The organism is Micromonospora sp. ABR4_055 (assembly GCF_056160425.1).
In genome coordinates, this window is record NZ_JBSWXD010000004.1 from 19,961 (window position 1) to 38,508 (window position 18,548).

Below are 18,548 nucleotides of genomic sequence, written 5' to 3' on the forward strand. Positions count from 1 at the left end.
GCCACGGGTGGACGGCCGGACCGGCGGCCACCTGTCGTCAACGGAGGGAAACTGGATGTCGACAAGGACAACGACGAGGTCCGCAGCGGCAACCCTGATAGCGGCGGCAGCGGCACTGCTGATGATCGTCGCGGCGGCACCCGCCAGTCAGGCGGCACCGCCGCACTTCGCGCACCTCAATCCGGGCGGAGCGCCGGCGCTCACCGAGAAGGTCCCGGTCAATGTGGTCTTCCTCGGCTACAGCCGGACGCAGGTGGACCGGTCGGCGTACCTCGATGAACTGCCGCAGCGCTACGAGCCGGTGGTCCGCTCCCGGCTGTGGTACGACCAGGTCGAGAAGCTCGGTCTGACCTACACCTACGACTACCGCGTCCGGTACGCGAACAAGCGGTACGAGGACCGGTTCTTCGCCGAGCTGGAGCGGCTGGCCACGCCCGCGCCGCTCACCGTCTACCAGGAGCTCTACAACGAGCAGCAGGGCAACGTCGCCACCATCACCGACAACCACCACATCGACGCGCCGAGCGTGGAGCGGTGGTTGGCCCTCAACCCACCGGCCGGCGTCGACACCCGACGCAACACCATCTTCTTCATCAACTGGTTCGGCCGGTCGGACTTCAAGTTCCACGTCTACACCAAGACCGATGAACCTGACCCGGACACCGGGCACAACTTCGGCGCCGAACGGGACAGCCGGAAGATCTCCGCGTGGGGCGGTACCACCGCCGACGACGAGGAGAACGGCCTCGGTTCCACCCGGCGGGTGTGGTTCCACGACCTGTCGGCCGGGCCGGAATCGTGGACCGAGAACTGGAACGTCGATGATCCCGACCTCGACGGCAACGGCGTCGAGGACTACCGGATGCCGCCGGTCTGGGAGTACGCCGCCGACGGCTACCGCTCCCCCGACGCGCTCACCGGCGACCTCGCCCTGACTACCCGCTACGTGGCGATCAACCTGCTGTTCACCACGTCGCCGCTCTATCCGGCGGAGCTGCCGAGCGCCGAACCGCCGAAGTCGATCAACATCGACAGCAACGTCTACGAGGGCTGGGAGGGCGTCGACGCGTCCGTCCGCTATATCGACGAGGAGCTACTGCAGCTGGAGTTGCGGGAACTGCGGTGGCGCAACGTGCTGGACTACGACGGACAGAACCTCCCGTTCGAAGGTGACGCCGAGCGCTGCTACTACGCGGTGATGATCGACGACGAGTCCTGCTACCCGGAGCTTGGCTACCCGCCGTTCGCCAACTTCTACCTGCAGAACAGTTTCGAACTCGACCGGGTGCTCGACGATCAGGACCGGGTCGACTACGAGCTGCCGGTGTTCAGCTACGCGTTGCCGGCCGGCACCCCGGTGCCGGCGCTGGGCTTCGCCGACGACGACTACACCGACGGTACGCAGTCGTACGTCTTCGCATTCGTCTCCCCGGAGATCGTCGACGCCGGGTACGGGCTCACCACCACGCTGATCCACGAGGTGGGACACCACCTGGGAATGAGTCATCCGCATGACGGCTACGACAGCGAGACCGGCGTCGACTACGGCCCGGAGGACGACTTCTTCTTCGCCTGGTCCGGCGACCAGGTCAACTCGATGATGAGCTACATCGACCTGAACTGGGACTTCAGCCAGTTCGACCGGGACAACAGCGACCGGTTCCTGACCGCCGCGTACAACGAGGCGGCGAACCGGCTCGCCGAGTCGGTGTTGGACGGTCCGCACCCCGGCCGGGCCCACCGTGACCTGCGTGCCGCCGACCGGTTGATCGGTGCGGCGGAGCACGCGCTCGCCCGGCACGACTACCGGCGTGCGCTGGTCCTCGCCGAGCAGGCGTACGGCAAGGTCGTCGACGCCGCCGGGCGGGCCGGAGTGCCGGCCGGGACCGTGGCCGAGCAGATGTCCGCCCGGGCGCAGCAGGCCCGCGCCGCGTCCGAGGTGACCGGACCGCACGAGTTCATCGACACTTTGGGCCCGGACAGCCCGCGTAGCCAGCCCTGACCAGCAGGTAGCGGGAGACCAGGAGCCGGGGGGGACCAAGCACCCCACCCCCTCCTCCCCCCCCACAGCCCCCCCCCCCACCCCCCCTCCCCCCCCCCCCACGTCGGGTTCCGGTCCGAGGTCAGCGGGGACACCACTGGTTGGCGTAGCCGTCGACGGCGCCGCAGGACCCGATGCCCTGCGGGTAGGTGAAGAAGCCGGTCGGGTCGTACTTGCGCTTGACCTCGACCAGCCGCGGGTAGTTCCCGCCGTAGTAGGCGTGTCGCCAGTCGGCCAGGTGGGGATCCGGGAAGTTCTGGTACGCCCCCGCCGGAGGGTGGCCGGCGAACATCTCGTCGAAGAACTCGGTCAGCCAGAGTTCGTTGGCGACGGCGACCTCCGGCGGATCGTCGTCTGCCCAGGTCGCCTCGGCGGCCATGATGAAGGTGACGTCGCGGTGCACGAACGCGGTGGCGTTCGGCTGTACCTCGTTCACCTGCCCGCCCAGGCAGAACAACGCGATCCCGGCCCCGTCCGGGTTGCGGCTGCCCGGCCACCGGTGCAGGCCGTCGAGCACTGCCTGCAGTTGCCGCCGGTTCAACGACTCGGGCAGCGCCGCCGACTTGACCGCGAACTGCTGCGCCGGGGTGTTCGCCGACAGCAACACGCTCGCCTCGGCCGGCGACACCGCCCGGACGCCGTCCCGGTTGGCTTCACGTTCGGCCGGCGTCCCGACGCGCAGTACCGGCTCGAGGATCTCAATCAGCTCGTCGACGGTGCCGTAGAACTGGCCGAGCGCGTCGGCGTACACCTGCTGCTCGCCGGCGGCCAGCGTGGTGCCGGCACCGATGCGGCAGTCCAGGCGCCGATCGCTGCGGTAGGCGGTCGCGACGTCCTGCAAGGCCAGCATGGCCGGGGTGACGCTGGCCGCCGACCAGCGGAACCGAAAGAACGACACCAGACCCTGCAGCTGTACGTAGCGGAAGGTGAACGAGGTGTTGACGCCGAAGTTGTTGCCGGCGCCGCCCCGGCAGGCCCAGAACAGGTCCGGATCGTTGGTCTCGTCGCAGGCCGTCACCGTGCCGTCGGCCAGCACCACCTCGGTCGATACCAGCCGGTCACAGGTCAGGCCGAACATCTTGTCGCTGAAGCCGATCCCGCCGCCGAGCACCAGCCCGGCCACACCGACCGTCGGGCACCGTCCGGCGGGGACGAAGACACCCTGGTCGCGCAGGATCGGCAGCAGGTCGGCGTTGACCACGCCGGCCTGCACGGTGATGGTGCCGGCATCGTCGGTAACCTCGACCGACCCGTACCGCCGCGGCGGTGCCGGCCAACGGTTCGGCGTGACCTCGATCCCCCGCAGCCGGCTCATCACCATCAGCAGGCCGGTCGTGGTGGAGTAGCCGGCGTAGTTGTGGCCGAGGCTGGACCGGGGCACCAGCGGCATCCCGACATCATGTGCCCAGCTGACTGCCACCGCGACGTCGTCGGGTGTGCCGGGTGTCAGGATCGCGGCTGGTTGCACGTTGGCGTACCGGTGGTTGTACGGGATGCTGAGTGCCTCGTAGCTCGCCCCGCCGGGGCGGTACAGGGTGGCATCCGCCGACAGCTGCCCCTGCAGCTCGACCCACTGCCGGTCCGGCAGATCCCGCCACGGACGATCGTCCCGGCCAGCGCCGGGCCCGATGTCCGGGTCCTGGGGCCTGACCTGCGTCGGTTGTTCGGCCGGGGTACGCGTCGGCTCCTCGGCCGGCGTCGGTACGGCCGTGGCTGGTCGCCCGATCAGACCGACCGCTGGGACCAGCCCGGCGACCGCGCCTGCCCGCAACGCCGTACGTCTGCTCACCATCGTCCGTGCTCCCCCGCTGGCACCGTCCGGATCAGCCGGTCGGTTCCGCCCCGGCCACCGCACCGACCCTGCCACCGGTCAGGCGCCGCTCAGGTCCCTCAGGCACACGTCACCCATCCGGCGTACACCGGTTCTGGGTCATCGTGTCGGCGCGGCGGGCTGAGGGTGGTGCACCCTAGCTGGCGCGATAGGGTGCACCACCTTCGACCCGCCGCGTGACACGACGTCCCGACGGACGGCGGCGCGGCGTCAGGTGTCCTCGCGGAGCACGAGTACGCCGTACCGGTCCAGGCGCAGCGGCGCACCGGCGGTGACCCGTTCCCCGGTCAGCAGGTCGACCCCGGCGGCACAGGCCGGCAGCTCCACTTGCTCCTCGCCGTGGTTGAGCAGGAACCGGATCCGGGTGCCGTCCGGCGCGACCCGTACCGCCGACTCCAGGTCCGGCACGTGTGCGTACGGGCCGAGCAGTCCGTGCCGGTCCAGGATTCGGCGTACCACCCAGGAAACCCCCGCCAGGTCGAGCCCGGCGGCGACGTACCACCCCTCGCCGGCGCCGAACCGGTTGCGGGTGACCGCCGGCGTGCCGGCGTAGAAGTCGGCCTGGTAGGTGCCGATCACCTCGGCGCCCTGCGGGATGACCAGCTCGAACAGCAGCGTGGCGGCGGAGACGACCGACCGGGCACCGTCCGCCGCCAGGGTGACCGGGTTGACCACGTCGGCCTCCCGGGCGTCCCATTCGTCGATCCGGATCCCCATCAGTTGGGCCAGCGGCCCCGGCACATCGGCCAGGAACGCCTGATCGTTCTCGTCGACCCGCCCGGAGAGATACGTTGCCAGCACGGTGCCACCCCGCTGGGCGACCACCTCCAGGCGGGCGGCGAGATCGTCTTTGACCATGTGCAGAGCCGGGGCCACCACGACGTCGTAGCCGGTCAGCTCGGCGGTCACCGGCGCCACGTTGACGTCCACCCCCGCGTCCCACAGTGCCCGGTGATAGGCGAGCACCACCTGCTGGTAGCGGACCAGCCGGGACGGACCGTCGGAAATCTCCAACGCCCACCAGCTGTCCCAGTCGAACAGCACCGCCACCCGGGCCGGGGTGCGGGCACCGAGCGTCACGCCGCCGACCTGCGCCAGCTCCGCACCCAGCTCAGCGGCCTCGGTGAAGACCCGAGTGTCGGATCGGCCGGCGTGGCCGATGACCGCCCCGTGGTACTTCTCGCTGGCCCCCCGGCCGGCGCGCATCTGGAAGAACAGCACCGCGTCGGCGCCGTGCGCCACCGCCTGCCAGCTCCACAGCCGCATGACGCCGGGCCGTTTCAGCGGGTTGACGTCGCGGCAGGCGGTGACGCTCGGCGTCTGCTCCATCAGCCAGAACGGCTGGCCGCCTTTCAACCCGCGGATCAGATCGTGGGTGAACGCCATCCGGGCCGCCGACCGGTCGTCGGGTGGGTAGTTGTCCCAGGAGGCGAAGTCGAGATGCTCGGCCCACCGGTGGTAGTCGATCGGCCGGTACATGCCCATGAAGTTGGTGGTCACCGGGGTGTCCGGGCTGGACTCGCGGATCGCCGCCTTCTCGTCGACGAAGTTCGCCAGCATCGCGTCCGACATGAACCGCAAATAGTCGAGGGTGATGCCCTGGAACGCGGTGTGGTCGGGCCCGCGCCAGTGTTCGGTCAACGCCGACGGCGGCTCGATCTGCCCCCACTCGGTGAAGGTGTGCGACCAGAAGGTGGTGTACCAGGCGGCGTTGAGCGCGTCGAGGCTGCCGTACCGCTCACGCAGCCAGAGCCGGAAGTTGGCGGCGCACAGCTCGCAGTAGCAGGCACCGCCGTACTCGTTGTTGACGTGCCAGGCGACCAGGCCGGGGGTGCGCGCGTAGCGATGCGCGACCCGCCGGGCCAGCTCCGTGGCGAGTCGGCGGTACGTCGGTGAGCTGGGGCAGGAGTTGTGCCGTTGGCCGAACCGGTGCCGGCGGCCCTCGAAGTCGACGCGGGTGACGTCGGGATGGGCACGGGCTATCCAGGCCGGATGCGCTCCGGTGCCGGTGGCCAGGCAGATCTGCCGGCCCTCGGTGACCGCCCGCTCGACGATGCGGTCCAGGGTGGAGAAGTCGTAGACACCGGGACCGGGCTGGGTCAGCCCCCAGGTGAAGACGCCGACCGTGACGGTGTCGATCCGGGCCGCGTCGAACAGCCGGTAGTCGTCCTTCCAGACGTCCTCGGGCCACTGCTCCGGGTTGTAGTCCCCGCCGTACGGGATCTTCGCGACGTCGGGCAGCGTCACCTGGTGAACTCCTTCTCGATCGCCGTGATCATCGATCGGCTGGTGCGCAGCAGCAGCAACGCCAGCACCGAGCCGGCCAGCGCCAGCACCGCTTCCGAGGTGTACGCGGTGATCCCGGCCGCTACGACCCCGAGCGCCAGCACTCCGAGGGAGGTGCCGGGCGTACGGGTCAGGAAGTGCGCGGCGAGCCGGGCCACGTCGCGGGCGCGGAACGCGAACAGCGAGGTGATCACCAGCGCGATGCCACCCCAGACGGTCGCCGCGACCGCGACGAGGACCAGCAGCGCCGCCCACCAGCGCGGCACCCCGGCCGCGTCGAAGTAGGCCAGGTTGACTGCGACGATGGTCAGCCCGGCCAGCAGCGGCAGCCAGATCCGCAGCACCCCGCCGAGGTTGGCCCGGTAGCCGCGCCGGAAGTCGACGGCCGGGTTCAGGTCGGTGATGTCGGGACGGTGCCGGGCGATGGCGTACAGGCCGGCGGACAGCGCCGGGCCGACCGGGATGGCGCAGACGGCGTAGAGCGCAATGTTGCTGGAGTCCCGGGCCAGCAGCAGCGCGGGCACCAGACCGGGCAGTAAGCCGGCGAGCAGCAGCAGCTCGACGACGGTCAGCCGGTAGACTATCGCCGCGACCCGCGACAGCGGGCCGGTGCCGAACTGCCGCTGCGCGGCGCCGAGGTCACTCATCGCGGCCGCCCTGCCCGAGCAGCCGCCGATCGTCGCACCACGGCGGCGTCTCGTCGACCACCGGGGTGATCTCGACCAGGGTGACCTCGTGCCGGGTCAGGGTCAGGTCGACGTCGACCCGGCCGTCGACGACCGGCAGCGCGCGGTGGGTGCGGGCCGGTTCGGCGGCGGTACGCAGCGCGTCGAGCTGCGCCGGCCGGGGTGAGCGGGGGCGGCCGAGCTCGCACCAGGCCCGCCAGGCGTTGCCGGCGTCGTCGCTGACCGACGAGCGCAGCAGGAACACCGAGCCGGCTGGTGCGGTGGCCGGGACAGACAGGTCGACGGTGTGCCGGTCCGGTGCCGCCGTGACGTCGGCGACGTCGACCGGCGCCCAGGCCAGCACGGTGACCCGGCCGGTGTCGTCGTCGCGGGTGATCAGGTGGTCGGCGCCCCGGGCGAGCACCTGACGGCCCATCCGGGCCATGAACGCGTACAGGTGGTAGGTGGGTTTTCTGATCTGCCTATGGGTGAGCAGACCGAAGCCGCCGTGGAAGATCGCGGCCGGGATGCCGACCTCCTCGAAGACGTCGCTGAACGTCCAGTAGGAGAACGAGTCGACCAGGTCGCCGCCGGCCGCGACGACCGGGGCCAGGTAGGCGGCGTGGAACGCGGTGTCGTGGACCGGGTTGTCCGGCCGGTAGGAGGAGTTGAACTCGGTGATGTGCACCGGCAGGTCGGCCAGGGCGGTGCCGGCCAGGTGTTTACGCGGGCTGGCGAACTGTTCCAGCAGGTGGCCGGCGGGCATCAGGGTCTGGTAGGTGCCGAACGGCACGTGCTGGGCCGGCCCCGAGGTGTACGCGTGCCGGCTGACGAAGTCGATCGGCACATCGCGGTCGGTGACGTACTCGGCGAACGGCACCAGCCACTCGTCAGCACCGGGTGAGATCGCCGGCCCGCCGACCTGCAGGTCGGCGTCGACCTCCTTGACGGCGTGCGCGGTCACCTCGTACAGCCGGTGGTAGGCGGCCTGGTCGGCGCCTTGCCAGAAGATGTCCAGGTTGGGTTCGTTCCACACCTCGATCGGCCAGCTGCGGACCTGCGCCAGGCCGTACCGGTCGACGAGGTTGCCGATCGTGGCCCGGACCAGGTCGGCCCACTCGGACTCGCAGCGGGGCGGGGTGACGTTGCCGCGCCACCAGAAGACGGTCTGGTCGCCGGAGGCGAGTGCTCCGGGCATGAAGCCGAGCTCGATGAAGGGGGCGATGCCGAGGTCGAGGTAGGTGTCGACGATCTGGTCGGCGTAGGTGAACGAGTGGTGCACGCCGCGTCGGCCGGCGTGTTCGTACGGTCGGTGGATGCCGACGCCGTCGCTGAGCAGCCCGTGCCCCCGGATGTAGCGGAAGCCGATCTCCCGTTGGACCAGCGCCAGGGACTCCTGGTAGTCGCTGCGCAGCGCGAGGTCGAGCCGGCCGGTGCCGACGCAGGCCCGCCAGGCGTCTGGCAGGGTGCCGGTGCCCTGCTGCGGTACGGCGATCCGGGTCATCTCTGCTCCGCTCCTCATGATGGTGCCGGCTGTGCCGGTCACGTCCCTGCCACGGACGCGACCGGCACCCCCCAGGTGGTCAGCCGTGCTCTTCCTGGTATCGCTGGTACGCCCCGTTGACCAGGTCGATGTACTGCTGGGCGTTCTTGCCCTCGACCTCGGCGACGTAGGCGTCCCATTCGGACAGGTCACGCTGGCCGAGGATGAACTGCAGGGTCTGCTGCTGGACGTAGTCCTTCAACGGGGTCTCCCACAGGGTGGCCTGCTCGCGCTCCTCCCCGCTGAACGGCCTCGGCGGCGAGACCGGCAGGGTCTCCTTCTGCCCCATCGCCTCCTGGAACTTCAGCTCCTCTTCGGAGAAGGTCGACTGCAGCAGTTCGGTGGTGCCGCCGTAGGCGAACACCCCGTTGCTGAAGCCGAAGTCCTTCTGCAGGTGCTTGCTGGCGTCGGGGTTGATTCCGATGAAGTCGATGTCGGAGTCGAGGACCCACTTGTCGGCGGCGTCCTTGGTGTAGGTGACGCCTTCGACTCCCCACTTGGCGAACTCCTGGCCTTCGTCGGAGTACCAGAGCCAGTCGATGAACTGCATCATCGCGACGAAGTTCTCGCTCTCCCGCGCCTTGCTGGAGATCATGATTCCGTTCTCCAGGCGGGAGCCGGCCTTGACCGAGCCGACCGGGCTGTCCGGCCGGGTGATCTTGGCGATGGTGGCGTTCGGGTTGTTCTGTGCCAGCGCCGGCCGGTAGTCGTTGACCAGGGTCTGCGCATTGGTGCTGATGACGAACGACTTGCCGGTGGCGAGCTTCTGGATCGCGGTGTCGTCGTCCTGGGTCAGGCTCTCCGGGTCGAAGAGACCCTCGGCGACCAGCGAGTGCAGGAACTCCACCATCTCCTTGTACTCCGGCATCGTGCCGGTGAAGACGAACTCCTGGGCCTGCCGGTTGAACGAGGCGTTCTGGTAACCCCAGCCGCCCATCGTGTCGTAGCCGTACGACGGGCCGATGATGTTCTGCAGCGCGCCCAGCGGGGTGGGGATGCTCCACCGGTCCGACATCGGGTAGACCTCCGGGTACGCGGCCTTCATCGCCCGCAGCATGTCCCGGAACTCGTCCCAGGTGGCCGGCTCCTCGAGGCCGAGCTCGGCGAGGATGTCGGTGCGTACGGCGATGGTGTAGTCGGTCCAGACGTCCTCGTGCAGACCGGGCAGCAGGTAGTACTTGCCGTCCTGCTGGCGCAGCGAGTCGATGTCACCCTGCAGGTTCCACTTGGCGACCTTGTCCTGGAAGTGCGGCATCAGGTCGACGTAGTCGCTGATCGGCAGGATCGCTCCGCTGGAGACGTACGCCGATTCCTGGCCGGGGTAGGTCTTCGGGATGATGAACGGCGCGTCGCCGGCGCCGATCAGCAGGCCTCGCTTCTGCTCGTAGTCGCTCAGCGGCACCTCGACCGTTTCGAGCGACACGTTGGTGCGCTCGGTCAGTTCGTCCCAGAACATCCACTCCTTGTCGATCTGATAGTTGGGGTGGTTGTTGTAGAGCAGCGAGAAGCTCAGCGCCTCGGTGGCGGTGAACTGGTCACCGAGGCCGTAGCTCTCCATGGCTCCGACCCTGTTGCCGTCCAGGTCCGCTGTCTCGGTGTCGCCGTCGCTGCCACAGGCGGCGATACCGAGTGTGAGGGCAAGGACGCCGGCGGCGACCGCTGCGTGGCGGTGCCGAGATCGTTGGAACATCGGACTTCCTTTCGTGTGCGGAAGGCATTCAGTCGAATGGGGCGGACCTGTCCGCAGCGCTACCCCTTGACCGCGCCGAGCATGATGCCCGACACGAAGTAACGCTGAATGAATGGATAGACCATGATGATCGGTAGTACGGTCAGGATGATGGTGACGGCCTGGATGTTCGCGGCTGCCTGGGCGAGGCTGTCGCTGCTGCTTCCGGTGGAGGTCGCGGTGGTTGCCCCGGCGATCAGATTGCGCAGGTAGACGGTCACCGGAAAGAGTTCGGAGCGGTCCATGTAGAGGAACGCGGTGAACCACGAGTTCCAGAACGAGACCGCATAGAAGAGCACCATCGTGGCGATGATCGCCTTTGACAGCGGGATGACGATGCGCCAGAGGATGCCGTACGTGTTGAGCCCGTCGACGGCGGCAGCTTCCTCCAACTCGGTTGGCAGGCTTTCGAAGAAGGCCTTCATGACCAGCAGGTTGAACACGTTGATCGCGTTCGGCAGCACGATCGCCCAGATGCTGTTCTTCAGCCCGAGGCTGGTGATCAGCACGTAGTTGGGGATCAGGCCACCGGAGAAGAACATGGTGAAGACGGCGATACCGACCAGCGCGCCCCGACCCTTCAGATCCTTTTTGGACAGGACGTAGGCGTAGCAGGTGGTTAGCACGATTGAGATGACGGTGGCGGTGACCGTGTAGACGATGGTGTTACGGTAGTTGGTCCAGAACATCGAGTCGGACATCACCAACCGGTAGGTGTCCAGGTTGAACCCGCGCGGGATGATGTTGACCTGGCCGGATCGGATGTAGCCCTCGTCGCTGAGCGATCGGGCGACGATGTTGGCGAACGGGTAGAGCGTGACGATCACGACGCCGGTCAGGATGATGCCGTTGACCGCCCGGAAGATCTGGTAGCCGCGGGTGTCGTCGGGCCGTCGGGGGCGGCGTCGGGTCGGTTGGAACAGCTTGCGGGAGGCGTCGACGGTCACCACAGGCTTGTCCCCACCGTGCGACGGGCGATCAGGTTGGCGGACAGCACCAGGGTCAGCCCGATCAGCGCCTCGAACAGGCCGATGGCGGCGGCGTAGCTGAAGTTGCTGGAAACGACACCCATCCGGTAGAGGTACGTCGATATGACGTCGGCGGTGGGGTAGGTCAGCGGGTTGTACAGCAGCAGGATCTTCTCGAAGCCGACCGCCATGAAGGTGCCGATGTTGAGGATCAGCAGGGTGATCATGGTGGGCCGGATGCCGGGCAGCGTCACGTGCCAGGTCTGCCGCCACCGGTTCGCCCCGTCGATCCGGGCCGCCTCGTAGAGGTCCTCGTCGATCGTGGTGAGGGCGGCCAGGTAGAGGATCGTCCCCCAGCCGACGGTCTGCCACACCTCGGAGGAGACGTAGATGGTGCGGAACCAGCCCGGCTGCTGCAGGAACGGGATCGCGTCACCGCCGAACGCCCGGATGATCGAGTTGACCGTGCCGTCGACCGAGAGGATCTGCATCACCATCGCCGCGACGATCACGATCGACAGGAAGTGCGGCAGGTAGGACACCGACTGGACGAACCGCTTCACCCGGCGGGCGCGGACCTCGTTGAGCAGCAGGGCCAGCACGATCGGCAGTGGAAACACCACGACCAGGGTGAGCGTGCCGAGGATCAGGGTGTTGGTGAAGACCTGCCAGAACGTGGGGTCGGCGAGGAACATCCGGACGTAGCGCAGGCCGACCCAGTACTCACCGAAGACGCTGCCGCCGGGCTGGAACCGGCGGAACGCGATGACGTTTCCCAGCATCGGCAGATAGCGGAAGATCAGGAAGAAGACCAGCGGCAGGACGACCAGTGAGTAGAGCTGCCAGTCGCGGCGCAGCGCCCGCCGCCAGGTACGGGTCCGACTCCGGCCGCGTCGCGGTAGGTCGCCGACCGGCGGCAAGGGCACCTGCGCCTGCGGCGACGCATCGACCGTGCTGGGTGTGCTCATCCCAGTTGCCACCCCTCACGTCCGGCCCGCCACCGGCCCCCTGCCGGCAGCAGGGAACGCCTCGCGGGACACGTTCCTCGAAACTTTCGGAAATATGTGCGTTACCTTGCGGGGAACCTAAACTCCCCGGCATGGTGTGTCAAGGGTCACTGAACCGGACCTTCAACTGCATAGAGTGCGCTTGACGACGCCCAGATGTCACCAAAGCCCTACTCATCGCCACCCCTGACACACACTGACCCCGGGTTACCAGCAGGTTCAGCACCGGAAGTTTCGGTTACCTTACGTGAGGTACGCATGACAGAAGCGCCGCCGCTGCCCCCAGCACCGTCGACTCCCACACCCGTCCCGACCACCGACCCGCCGTCTCCGACGACCATCGCCACCATCGCCGACGAGGTCGGCGTCTCGATCACCACCGTATCCAAGGTTCTCAATGGTAAGGCAGACGTGGCGCCGCAGACCCGGGCCCGGGTGGAGGCCAGCCTGGCCCGGCACCAGTACCGGCGGCGGGCCCGACGCCCGCCGATCCGGCACGACCAGATCGACCTGGTCTTCCACGAGTTCGACTCACTCTGGGCGATGGAAATCATCCACGGGGTGGAGACCATCGCCAGCGCCGCCGGCATCGGTCTCAACCTGACCCAGCTCGGCGGCCGGCACAGCCCGTCGGAGGACTGGCTCGACGGCGCGGTGGTCCGGCGCCCGCTCGGCGTGCTCTTCGTCCTGTGCCACCTCACCGAGCGGCAGCAGGAACTACTCGCCCGCCAGCTCATTCCCTTCGTGGTGATCGACACCGACAGCGCCACGTCGGCGTCAGTGCCGACCGTCGGATCCAACAACTGGAACGGCGGGCTGATCGCCACCCGGCACCTGCTGCAGCTCGGGCATCGACGGATCGCCATCATCTCCGGGCCACGGGACGTACTGTGCGCTCAGGCCCGTACCGCCGGATTCCGGTCGGCCCACGACGAGGCCGGCCTGCCGGTCGCGGCCGACCTTGTCCGGCACGGCGACTTCTACGTCGACGCCGGCTTCGCCCACGGGATGGCACTGCTGGACCGCCCGGACCGGCCGACCGCGATCTTCGCCGGATCCGACATGCAGGCGCTGGGCGTGCTCCGGGCAGCCCGCCAACTCGGCCTGGATGTCCCACACGACCTGTCGGTGATCGGGTACGACAATGTGCCGGTCGCCGCCTGGACGGTGCCCGCGCTGACCACCGTCAACCAGCCGCTGCGCGACATGGCCGGCACCGCCGCGCAGATGTTGCTGGACCTGGCCCGCGGTGCCGAGTTGTCGACCAGCCGCATTGACCTGGTCACCGAGTTGGTGATCCGGGAGAGTACCGCCCCGCCACCGCCTGCCTGAGCATTTGTCCACCGTGCATCTGTCTCCTGGGAGATTCAATGCCCTCGTTTGATCTGCCGTTGCCGCAACTTGCGACGTACAACCCATCTGTGGTCGAACCAGCCGACTTCGCGATGTTCTGGAAGTCGACCCTGGACGATGCCGCCAGCCGTGAGGTGCTGATCGACGTCCGCTTGGAGCCAACGGACCTGCGCCTACTGGACACCTGGCAGGTGACGCTGCGCGGGTTCGGCGGCGACCCGGTCAACGCCTGGTACACCCGCCCGGCCGGGGTGGACAGGCCGCTGCCGGCGGTCGTCGAGTATCTCGGCTACGGGCGGGGCCGGGGCCTGCCGCATGAACGGCTGATCTGGCCGGTCGCCGGCTACGCGCACCTGTTGATGGACACCCGCGGCCAGGGCGACCAGTACGGCAACGGCGGGGACACCCCGGATCCGCACCCCGCCACGGCCGGCGGCCCCGGGCCGGTGACCCGGGGGATCCTCGACCCGGCCGACTACTACTACCGCCGGCTGATCACCGACGCGGTCCGCGCGGTGGCTGCGGTGCGTGCGCTGCCCGGCGTCGATCCGTCCCGGGTGGTCGCGGCCGGCAACAGCCAGGGCGGCGGGCTCGCCCTGGCGGTCGCCGGCCTGGTCGACGACCTGGCCGCGCTGATCTGCACCGCGCCGTTCGGCTGCCACTGGCAGCGGGCGATCGAGATCACCGACAACGAGCCGTACGGCGACATCGCCCGGTACCTCGCCGTGCACCGCGACGCCGAGCCGGCGGTACGCCGCACCCTGTCCTACTTCGATGGAGTGTCGTTCGCCCGCACCGCGGTGGCTCCGGCGCATTTCGGTATCGGGCTGCGCGACACCACCTGCCCACCGAGCACGGTTTTCGCCGCGTACAACCAGTACGGCGCCGGAAACGGGCGTTTGGAGCCACCGGCTCGGGAGATTCACCCGTATCCGTTCAACGGCCACGAAGGCGGTGAGTCGGAGCAGGTCCGCAGACAGTTGCGCTGGCTGCACGAACTGTTCCACTGAAACCGTCACCGGACCGGAGCAACAGTTCCACTCGAACCTCTGCCAGCTAGTCGAAATCCCGTACCATTGCATCGCCGAATGCGGCGTTCATGAAGACAATTCGGCGCTCGACCGCGTCCGACGGCTGCATCGGCAGGTTCCGGCGCACCTCATCGAGGATCAGGTTCGACCAACGCGGGACGTAGAGCTCTTCCTCCGCGAGCCGGAGTAACAGATTACACAGAGCATTGGGGATGAGGACGTTGGCATCCAGGGTAGCGGTGAGCGGCACGCTACGCGACGTCACGCTCGTCAGAGTTTGCCGGAGTGCCGTACATCCCGGAATCCACCGCATCCGCAGTCATCTCGGCTAGCAGTTGGCGTCGCGCGTGGCTCCGCTGTTGCTTGTAAGCGAGCAGACCACCTAGCGGAATCCGCCGGGAGGAGTTGGGTCTGGAATAGGGGATCTCCCCATCGTCCAGCAGCTTGATGAGAGTCGGCCGGGACACACCGAGCAGCTCAGCCGCTTCTCTTGTGGTCAACTCCTGGTCGACCGGCACAATTGCCACGCCCCTCCCAGAGGCAAGCACCTGCACCAGACGCGCGAATACCTCGCGCACCGACCCGGGAAGCTCCGTCTCGATGCCGTCGCGAACCAGCGCCAGCTCACGTCCCTCGGCCGTCTCGAGCAGATCAGCAAGTCGCGCCAGCTCCGCGCGCTCGTCCAGACCGGGCACAATCGCATCCCCGTTCATGGCCCTCCTCTACGCTCTCAGACCATCAGCATCGCGCGAAAGCGCAAGAAGTGCAACCCAAAACCGACATATATGCCGTTAGTCGCGCAGGGCGTCGTCGAGGCTGGTCTCGGGTGGGCCGGGCAGCGCCGGATCCCGGCCCACCAGCACGTCGTACGCGGCCTTGACCGAGGCAAACCGTTCCCGGAACGCACCCCAGCGCCAGGCCCGCTCGAAGCGGCGTACCGAATCGTCACCGACGCCGACCGCGTCCACGCCGACCCGGCGGCAGACCGTGACCGCCCGCTCGATGTGGAAGCTCTGCGTCACCACGATCGCCTGCTCCACGCCGAAGACGCGGCGCGCCCGCAGGCACGAGTCGTAGGTGTCCAGACCGGCGTGGTCCTGCACGATCCGGTCCGCCGGCACGCCACGATCGATCAGCCAGCGCCGCATCGCGCCCGGCTCGTCGTAGTCCCACTCCCGATGGTCGCCGGAGACCAGCACCGCCCGGACCCGGTCGGCTTCGACCAGCCGCCGGGCCACCTCCAGCCGACCGGCCAGGAACTCCGACGGCGTGCCGTCCGGCCGGACCTGCGCCCCGAGCACCAGGGCGACCGGAGCGGCCGGCACGTCGGCCAGCTCGTAGACATGCTCGGCCGCCGACGCGCGGACCCAGTAGCCGCTGCCGGTGACCAGCAGCGCGACCGTGACCGCCGCCGCCGCGCAGACAACCAGTTTGCGGCGCAGCCACCTGGTTCGACGGGTCGGATGAGCCGGGGCGTCGTCCATGCCGTAATTATGGTCGACGGGCACGTCGCGCCCGCCGCTGGACACCGGCCGCGACAGGGAAGAGTGTGGAGCACATGGTCATCGAGCTGGGTCTGGCCAGCCACCCCGAGGCGCCGCCGCAGGCACCGGCCGGACGCTGGTGGCGGACACCACGACGGGTACGGCTGGCCGCCGGCCGGGCCCGTCCGCTCGCCGCCGTCGCCGGCCTGGCGCTGCTGGCCGGCCTGTCCGGCGCGGCCCCGCCCAGCGGCCCGCTGCTCGTCCAGGTCGCCAGCCATCAGGTGAAGGCCCGGGACATCGTGCTCGCCGGGGACCGGCTGCTGGTCACCTCGGCTGCCGCGCAGGGCGCGGCGACCACCTGGCAGTTGTCCGCGTACGGCGTACCGGACGGCGCGCTGCGGTGGACGGTACCGTTCGACTCGGCGAGTTGGCGGCTGCGCCAGGTGCGCCGGACCGGTGACGTGGTGCTGGTCGACCCGAGGTCCGGTCCCGGCACCGGCTCGACGGTCATCCTGGACGCGCAGACCGGGCAGACCCGGTGGGTGGCACCGGACGGGCTGGTGCTGACCGACGACGGGCGTACCGCGCTGATCGACGAGCCAGACGACGCCGGCGCCACCTCGTCGACGCTGCGTGCGGTCGACGTGGCGACCGGCGACGAGCTGTGGCGGGCCGACCTGTCCGTGCCGACCGAGGTGCTGGCCGGGACCGCCGGGCAGGCGCTGCTGGTCGGCACCGACGGCCGGGCCCAGGTACGCGACGGGCGCGACGGCACGATGCTGCGTACCGCCGATCTGGGTGAGGTGTCCCGGCCGGACACCATGGCCGGCACGCTGCTGCTGCGCCAGTGGCGCGGCGGTGAGCTGGGGGTCACCGGCTACGACCCGGCGACGTTGCGGCAGCTGTGGCACCGGCCGGTGCGGTACGGACCGGGCCGGATCACCGGGTGCGGCGAGCTGATCTGCTTCCCGGACGACACCCGGATCGAGGCGGTCGACCCGTTGACCGGCCGGACGGTGTGGCGGGTGCCGGCTGACCTGGTGGTCGACTTCGACAGCTACCTGGTGGCGTACAGCGTCTCGGCCGACGGCGGGTCCGGCGCCGCAGCGGACGGCGACGGTCGCGGGTATCCCGCGTCGGTGGCGGTGGCGGATGCCAGCGCCGAGGCAGGTTCGGGCAGCGGGCGGATCATCGACCCGCGGACCGGGCGGACCCTGCTGCCGTTGAGCGCCTGGGAGATTGAGTTGGAGGGGCGCGGCGACGCGACGTTCGTCGGCTACCGGCAGCTGACCGAGACCGGACCGGCGTGGCTTGCGGTACTGGCGCCGGCCGGTCCGGAGACGGTACGCATGGTCGGTAGCGTTCCCGGACCGGTCGGCGGCTGTGTCGGCGACCGCGGCACGATCGTCTGCCGGCTGGGTGCCGACGCGATCAGCATCTGGCACTACGAGCTCTGACCCGGGGGGCCGGGCCGGCCCGGGTCAGGCGAACCGACCCGGGCCGGGTAGCCGTTCAGGAAGCGGCGTCGACCTTGTCGGCGGCTTCGGCGAGTGCGGCGACGTACTCGTCGAGGCCCCAGGTGACCGACAACGCGGTGGGCGGCGACACCGAGGCGATGAACTCGGCACCGACCAGCGAGGCGACCGCCCCGGACCGGATCTGCGGCATGGTCTGGGCGGCCTGCGAGGACAGGAACGCGTCCTGTTCCTCCTGAGTGGTGGCGAACGACACCAGCACGTCCGAGGTGAGCTGGTCGAGTTGCTCGTAGCTCATGGTGAAGTAGAACGTCGACTCGTCGGTGCCGAGGTCGTTGACGCTGGGCGCGCCGGTCATCCCGAGGTCGAGGGCGAACTCGACCCGCGGGTCGGCCTCCTTGTAGACGTAGAAGGTGCCGGCGGAGTCCCAGACCATGGCGACGCTCTTGCCGGCCAGTTGCGGGTTCTCCTCAGCCTTGTTGGCGACCCGCGCGTCGATGTCGTCCAGAAGCGCCTGTGCTTCGTCGCTCTTGCCGAGCGCGGTGCCGACGGTGGTGATCAGGTCACGCCACGGGGTGGCCCACGCCTCGCCCGGGTGGGCGACCGTCGGCGCGATTTGACTGAGCAGGTCGTACTGTTCCTGGTCGATGCCGGAGTAGACGGCGAGGATCAGGTCCGGGTCGGCTGCGGCGATCTCGTCGAACGGCGGATCCTGGGCGTCCGGCAGTACGGTGGGCACCTCGGCGCCGGTCTCGTCGAGCTTCTCGGCGATCCACGGCAGTACGCCGTTGGCGTCACCGCCGTAGCTCTGGAACGGGATGGCCACCGGCACCACGTCGAGCGCGATGGCGGCGTCGGCGCTGCCCCATCCCCAGGCGACCACCCGGGTCGGAGTGTCCTCGATAGTGGTCTCACCGAGGGCGTGCTCGATGGTCACCGGGAAACCGGCCGAGCTGCCACCGGTCGCGGGGTCATCGGCGCTGGAGTCGTCGCCGGAACCGCACGCGGTCAGGCCGATGGCGAGGGCAAGCGGAGCGGCGAAAAGGACGCGGCTGAGTTCTCTGCTGATCACTGTCTCTCCTACGAGCGCGGGGTCGTCCGCGAAGGTCAGCACATGCAACCACGGCTAAGTTAG

At 69.1% G+C, this 18,548-nt stretch carries 15 protein-coding genes; 4 read left to right on the forward strand and 11 right to left on the reverse strand.

Annotated features, from left to right (window positions below; genetic code table 11):
* The first annotated feature begins 55 nt into the window (after positions 1-55).
* Positions 56-2,002: a zinc metalloprotease gene (locus ACXAHD_RS02535; protein WP_281554319.1), complete on the forward strand. Its 1,947-nt coding sequence runs from the start codon at positions 56-58 to the stop codon at positions 2,000-2,002.
* Between the two features lie 121 nt (positions 2,003-2,123).
* Here the strand turns inward: ACXAHD_RS02535 and ACXAHD_RS02540 are convergent, their stop codons facing one another.
* The 7 genes from ACXAHD_RS02540 to ACXAHD_RS02570 all read right to left on the reverse strand — a co-directional run bounded on the left by ACXAHD_RS02540 (position 2,124) and on the right by ACXAHD_RS02570 (position 12,031).
* Complete coding sequence (locus ACXAHD_RS02540) at positions 2,124-3,833, reverse strand: FAD-binding oxidoreductase (RefSeq protein WP_475048326.1); 1,710 nt, start codon at positions 3,831-3,833, stop codon at positions 2,124-2,126.
* Positions 3,834-4,082: 249 nt separating this feature from the next.
* Positions 4,083-6,119 carry a beta-galactosidase gene (locus ACXAHD_RS02545; protein ID WP_475048329.1) on the reverse strand — a complete coding sequence of 679 codons (2,037 nt, stop codon included), beginning with the start codon at positions 6,117-6,119 and terminating at the stop codon, positions 4,083-4,085.
* On the reverse strand, positions 6,116-6,805 hold the full coding sequence (locus tag ACXAHD_RS02550; protein WP_475048332.1) for a hypothetical protein: 690 nt from the start codon (positions 6,803-6,805) through the stop codon (positions 6,116-6,118). The genes ACXAHD_RS02545 and ACXAHD_RS02550 overlap by 4 nt, the downstream gene beginning before the upstream one ends.
* Entirely contained in the window at positions 6,798-8,327 is a 1,530-nt protein-coding gene (locus ACXAHD_RS02555) for a GH39 family glycosyl hydrolase (protein ID WP_475048335.1), read from the reverse strand. Before ACXAHD_RS02555 ends, ACXAHD_RS02550 begins: the two co-directional genes overlap by 8 nt.
* Before the next feature lie 79 nt (positions 8,328-8,406).
* Positions 8,407-10,056, reverse strand: coding sequence for an ABC transporter substrate-binding protein (locus ACXAHD_RS02560; protein ID WP_281551455.1), 1,650 nt, complete (start codon positions 10,054-10,056; stop codon positions 8,407-8,409).
* Between the two features lie 59 nt (positions 10,057-10,115).
* Positions 10,116-11,042, reverse strand: coding sequence for a carbohydrate ABC transporter permease (locus tag ACXAHD_RS02565; protein WP_281551457.1), 927 nt, complete (start codon positions 11,040-11,042; stop codon positions 10,116-10,118).
* A complete protein-coding gene (locus ACXAHD_RS02570) occupies positions 11,039-12,031 on the reverse strand; it encodes an ABC transporter permease (RefSeq protein ID WP_281551458.1) in 993 nt (330 codons plus the stop codon). Before ACXAHD_RS02570 ends, ACXAHD_RS02565 begins: the two co-directional genes overlap by 4 nt.
* Positions 12,032-12,328: 297 nt before the next feature.
* Between ACXAHD_RS02570 and ACXAHD_RS02575 the strand changes: the two genes are divergently transcribed.
* A complete protein-coding gene (locus ACXAHD_RS02575) occupies positions 12,329-13,402 on the forward strand; it encodes a LacI family DNA-binding transcriptional regulator (protein ID WP_289211240.1) in 1,074 nt (357 codons plus the stop codon).
* Between the two features lie 38 nt (positions 13,403-13,440).
* Positions 13,441-14,433 (forward strand): acetylxylan esterase, encoded by a 993-nt coding sequence (locus ACXAHD_RS02580; protein WP_281551460.1) that lies wholly within the window; start codon positions 13,441-13,443, stop codon positions 14,431-14,433.
* Between the two features lie 46 nt (positions 14,434-14,479).
* On the opposite strand, the gene ACXAHD_RS02585 is transcribed toward ACXAHD_RS02580, so the two are convergent.
* The 3 genes from ACXAHD_RS02585 to ACXAHD_RS02595 all read right to left on the reverse strand — a co-directional run bounded on the left by ACXAHD_RS02585 (position 14,480) and on the right by ACXAHD_RS02595 (position 15,938).
* Positions 14,480-14,719, reverse strand: coding sequence for a hypothetical protein (locus tag ACXAHD_RS02585; protein WP_475048341.1), 240 nt, complete (start codon positions 14,717-14,719; stop codon positions 14,480-14,482).
* Positions 14,706-15,167 carry a helix-turn-helix domain-containing protein gene (locus ACXAHD_RS02590; RefSeq protein WP_289211243.1) on the reverse strand — a complete coding sequence of 154 codons (462 nt, stop codon included), beginning with the start codon at positions 15,165-15,167 and terminating at the stop codon, positions 14,706-14,708. Before ACXAHD_RS02590 ends, ACXAHD_RS02585 begins: the two co-directional genes overlap by 14 nt.
* A gap of 78 nt (positions 15,168-15,245) precedes the next feature.
* Positions 15,246-15,938: a SanA/YdcF family protein gene (locus ACXAHD_RS02595; protein WP_281551463.1), complete on the reverse strand. Its 693-nt coding sequence runs from the start codon at positions 15,936-15,938 to the stop codon at positions 15,246-15,248.
* Positions 15,939-16,012: 74 nt separating this feature from the next.
* Here ACXAHD_RS02595 and ACXAHD_RS02600 point away from each other — a divergent pair, with 74 nt between their 5' ends.
* Positions 16,013-17,395, forward strand: coding sequence for an outer membrane protein assembly factor BamB family protein (locus ACXAHD_RS02600; RefSeq protein WP_281551464.1), 1,383 nt, complete (start codon positions 16,013-16,015; stop codon positions 17,393-17,395).
* A gap of 55 nt (positions 17,396-17,450) precedes the next feature.
* Here ACXAHD_RS02600 and ACXAHD_RS02605 read toward each other — a convergent pair whose 3' ends face one another.
* Positions 17,451-18,485, reverse strand: a complete 1,035-nt coding sequence (locus ACXAHD_RS02605) for an iron-siderophore ABC transporter substrate-binding protein (protein WP_289211244.1) — start codon at positions 18,483-18,485, stop codon at positions 17,451-17,453.
* Between the last annotated feature and the right edge of the window lie 63 nt (positions 18,486-18,548).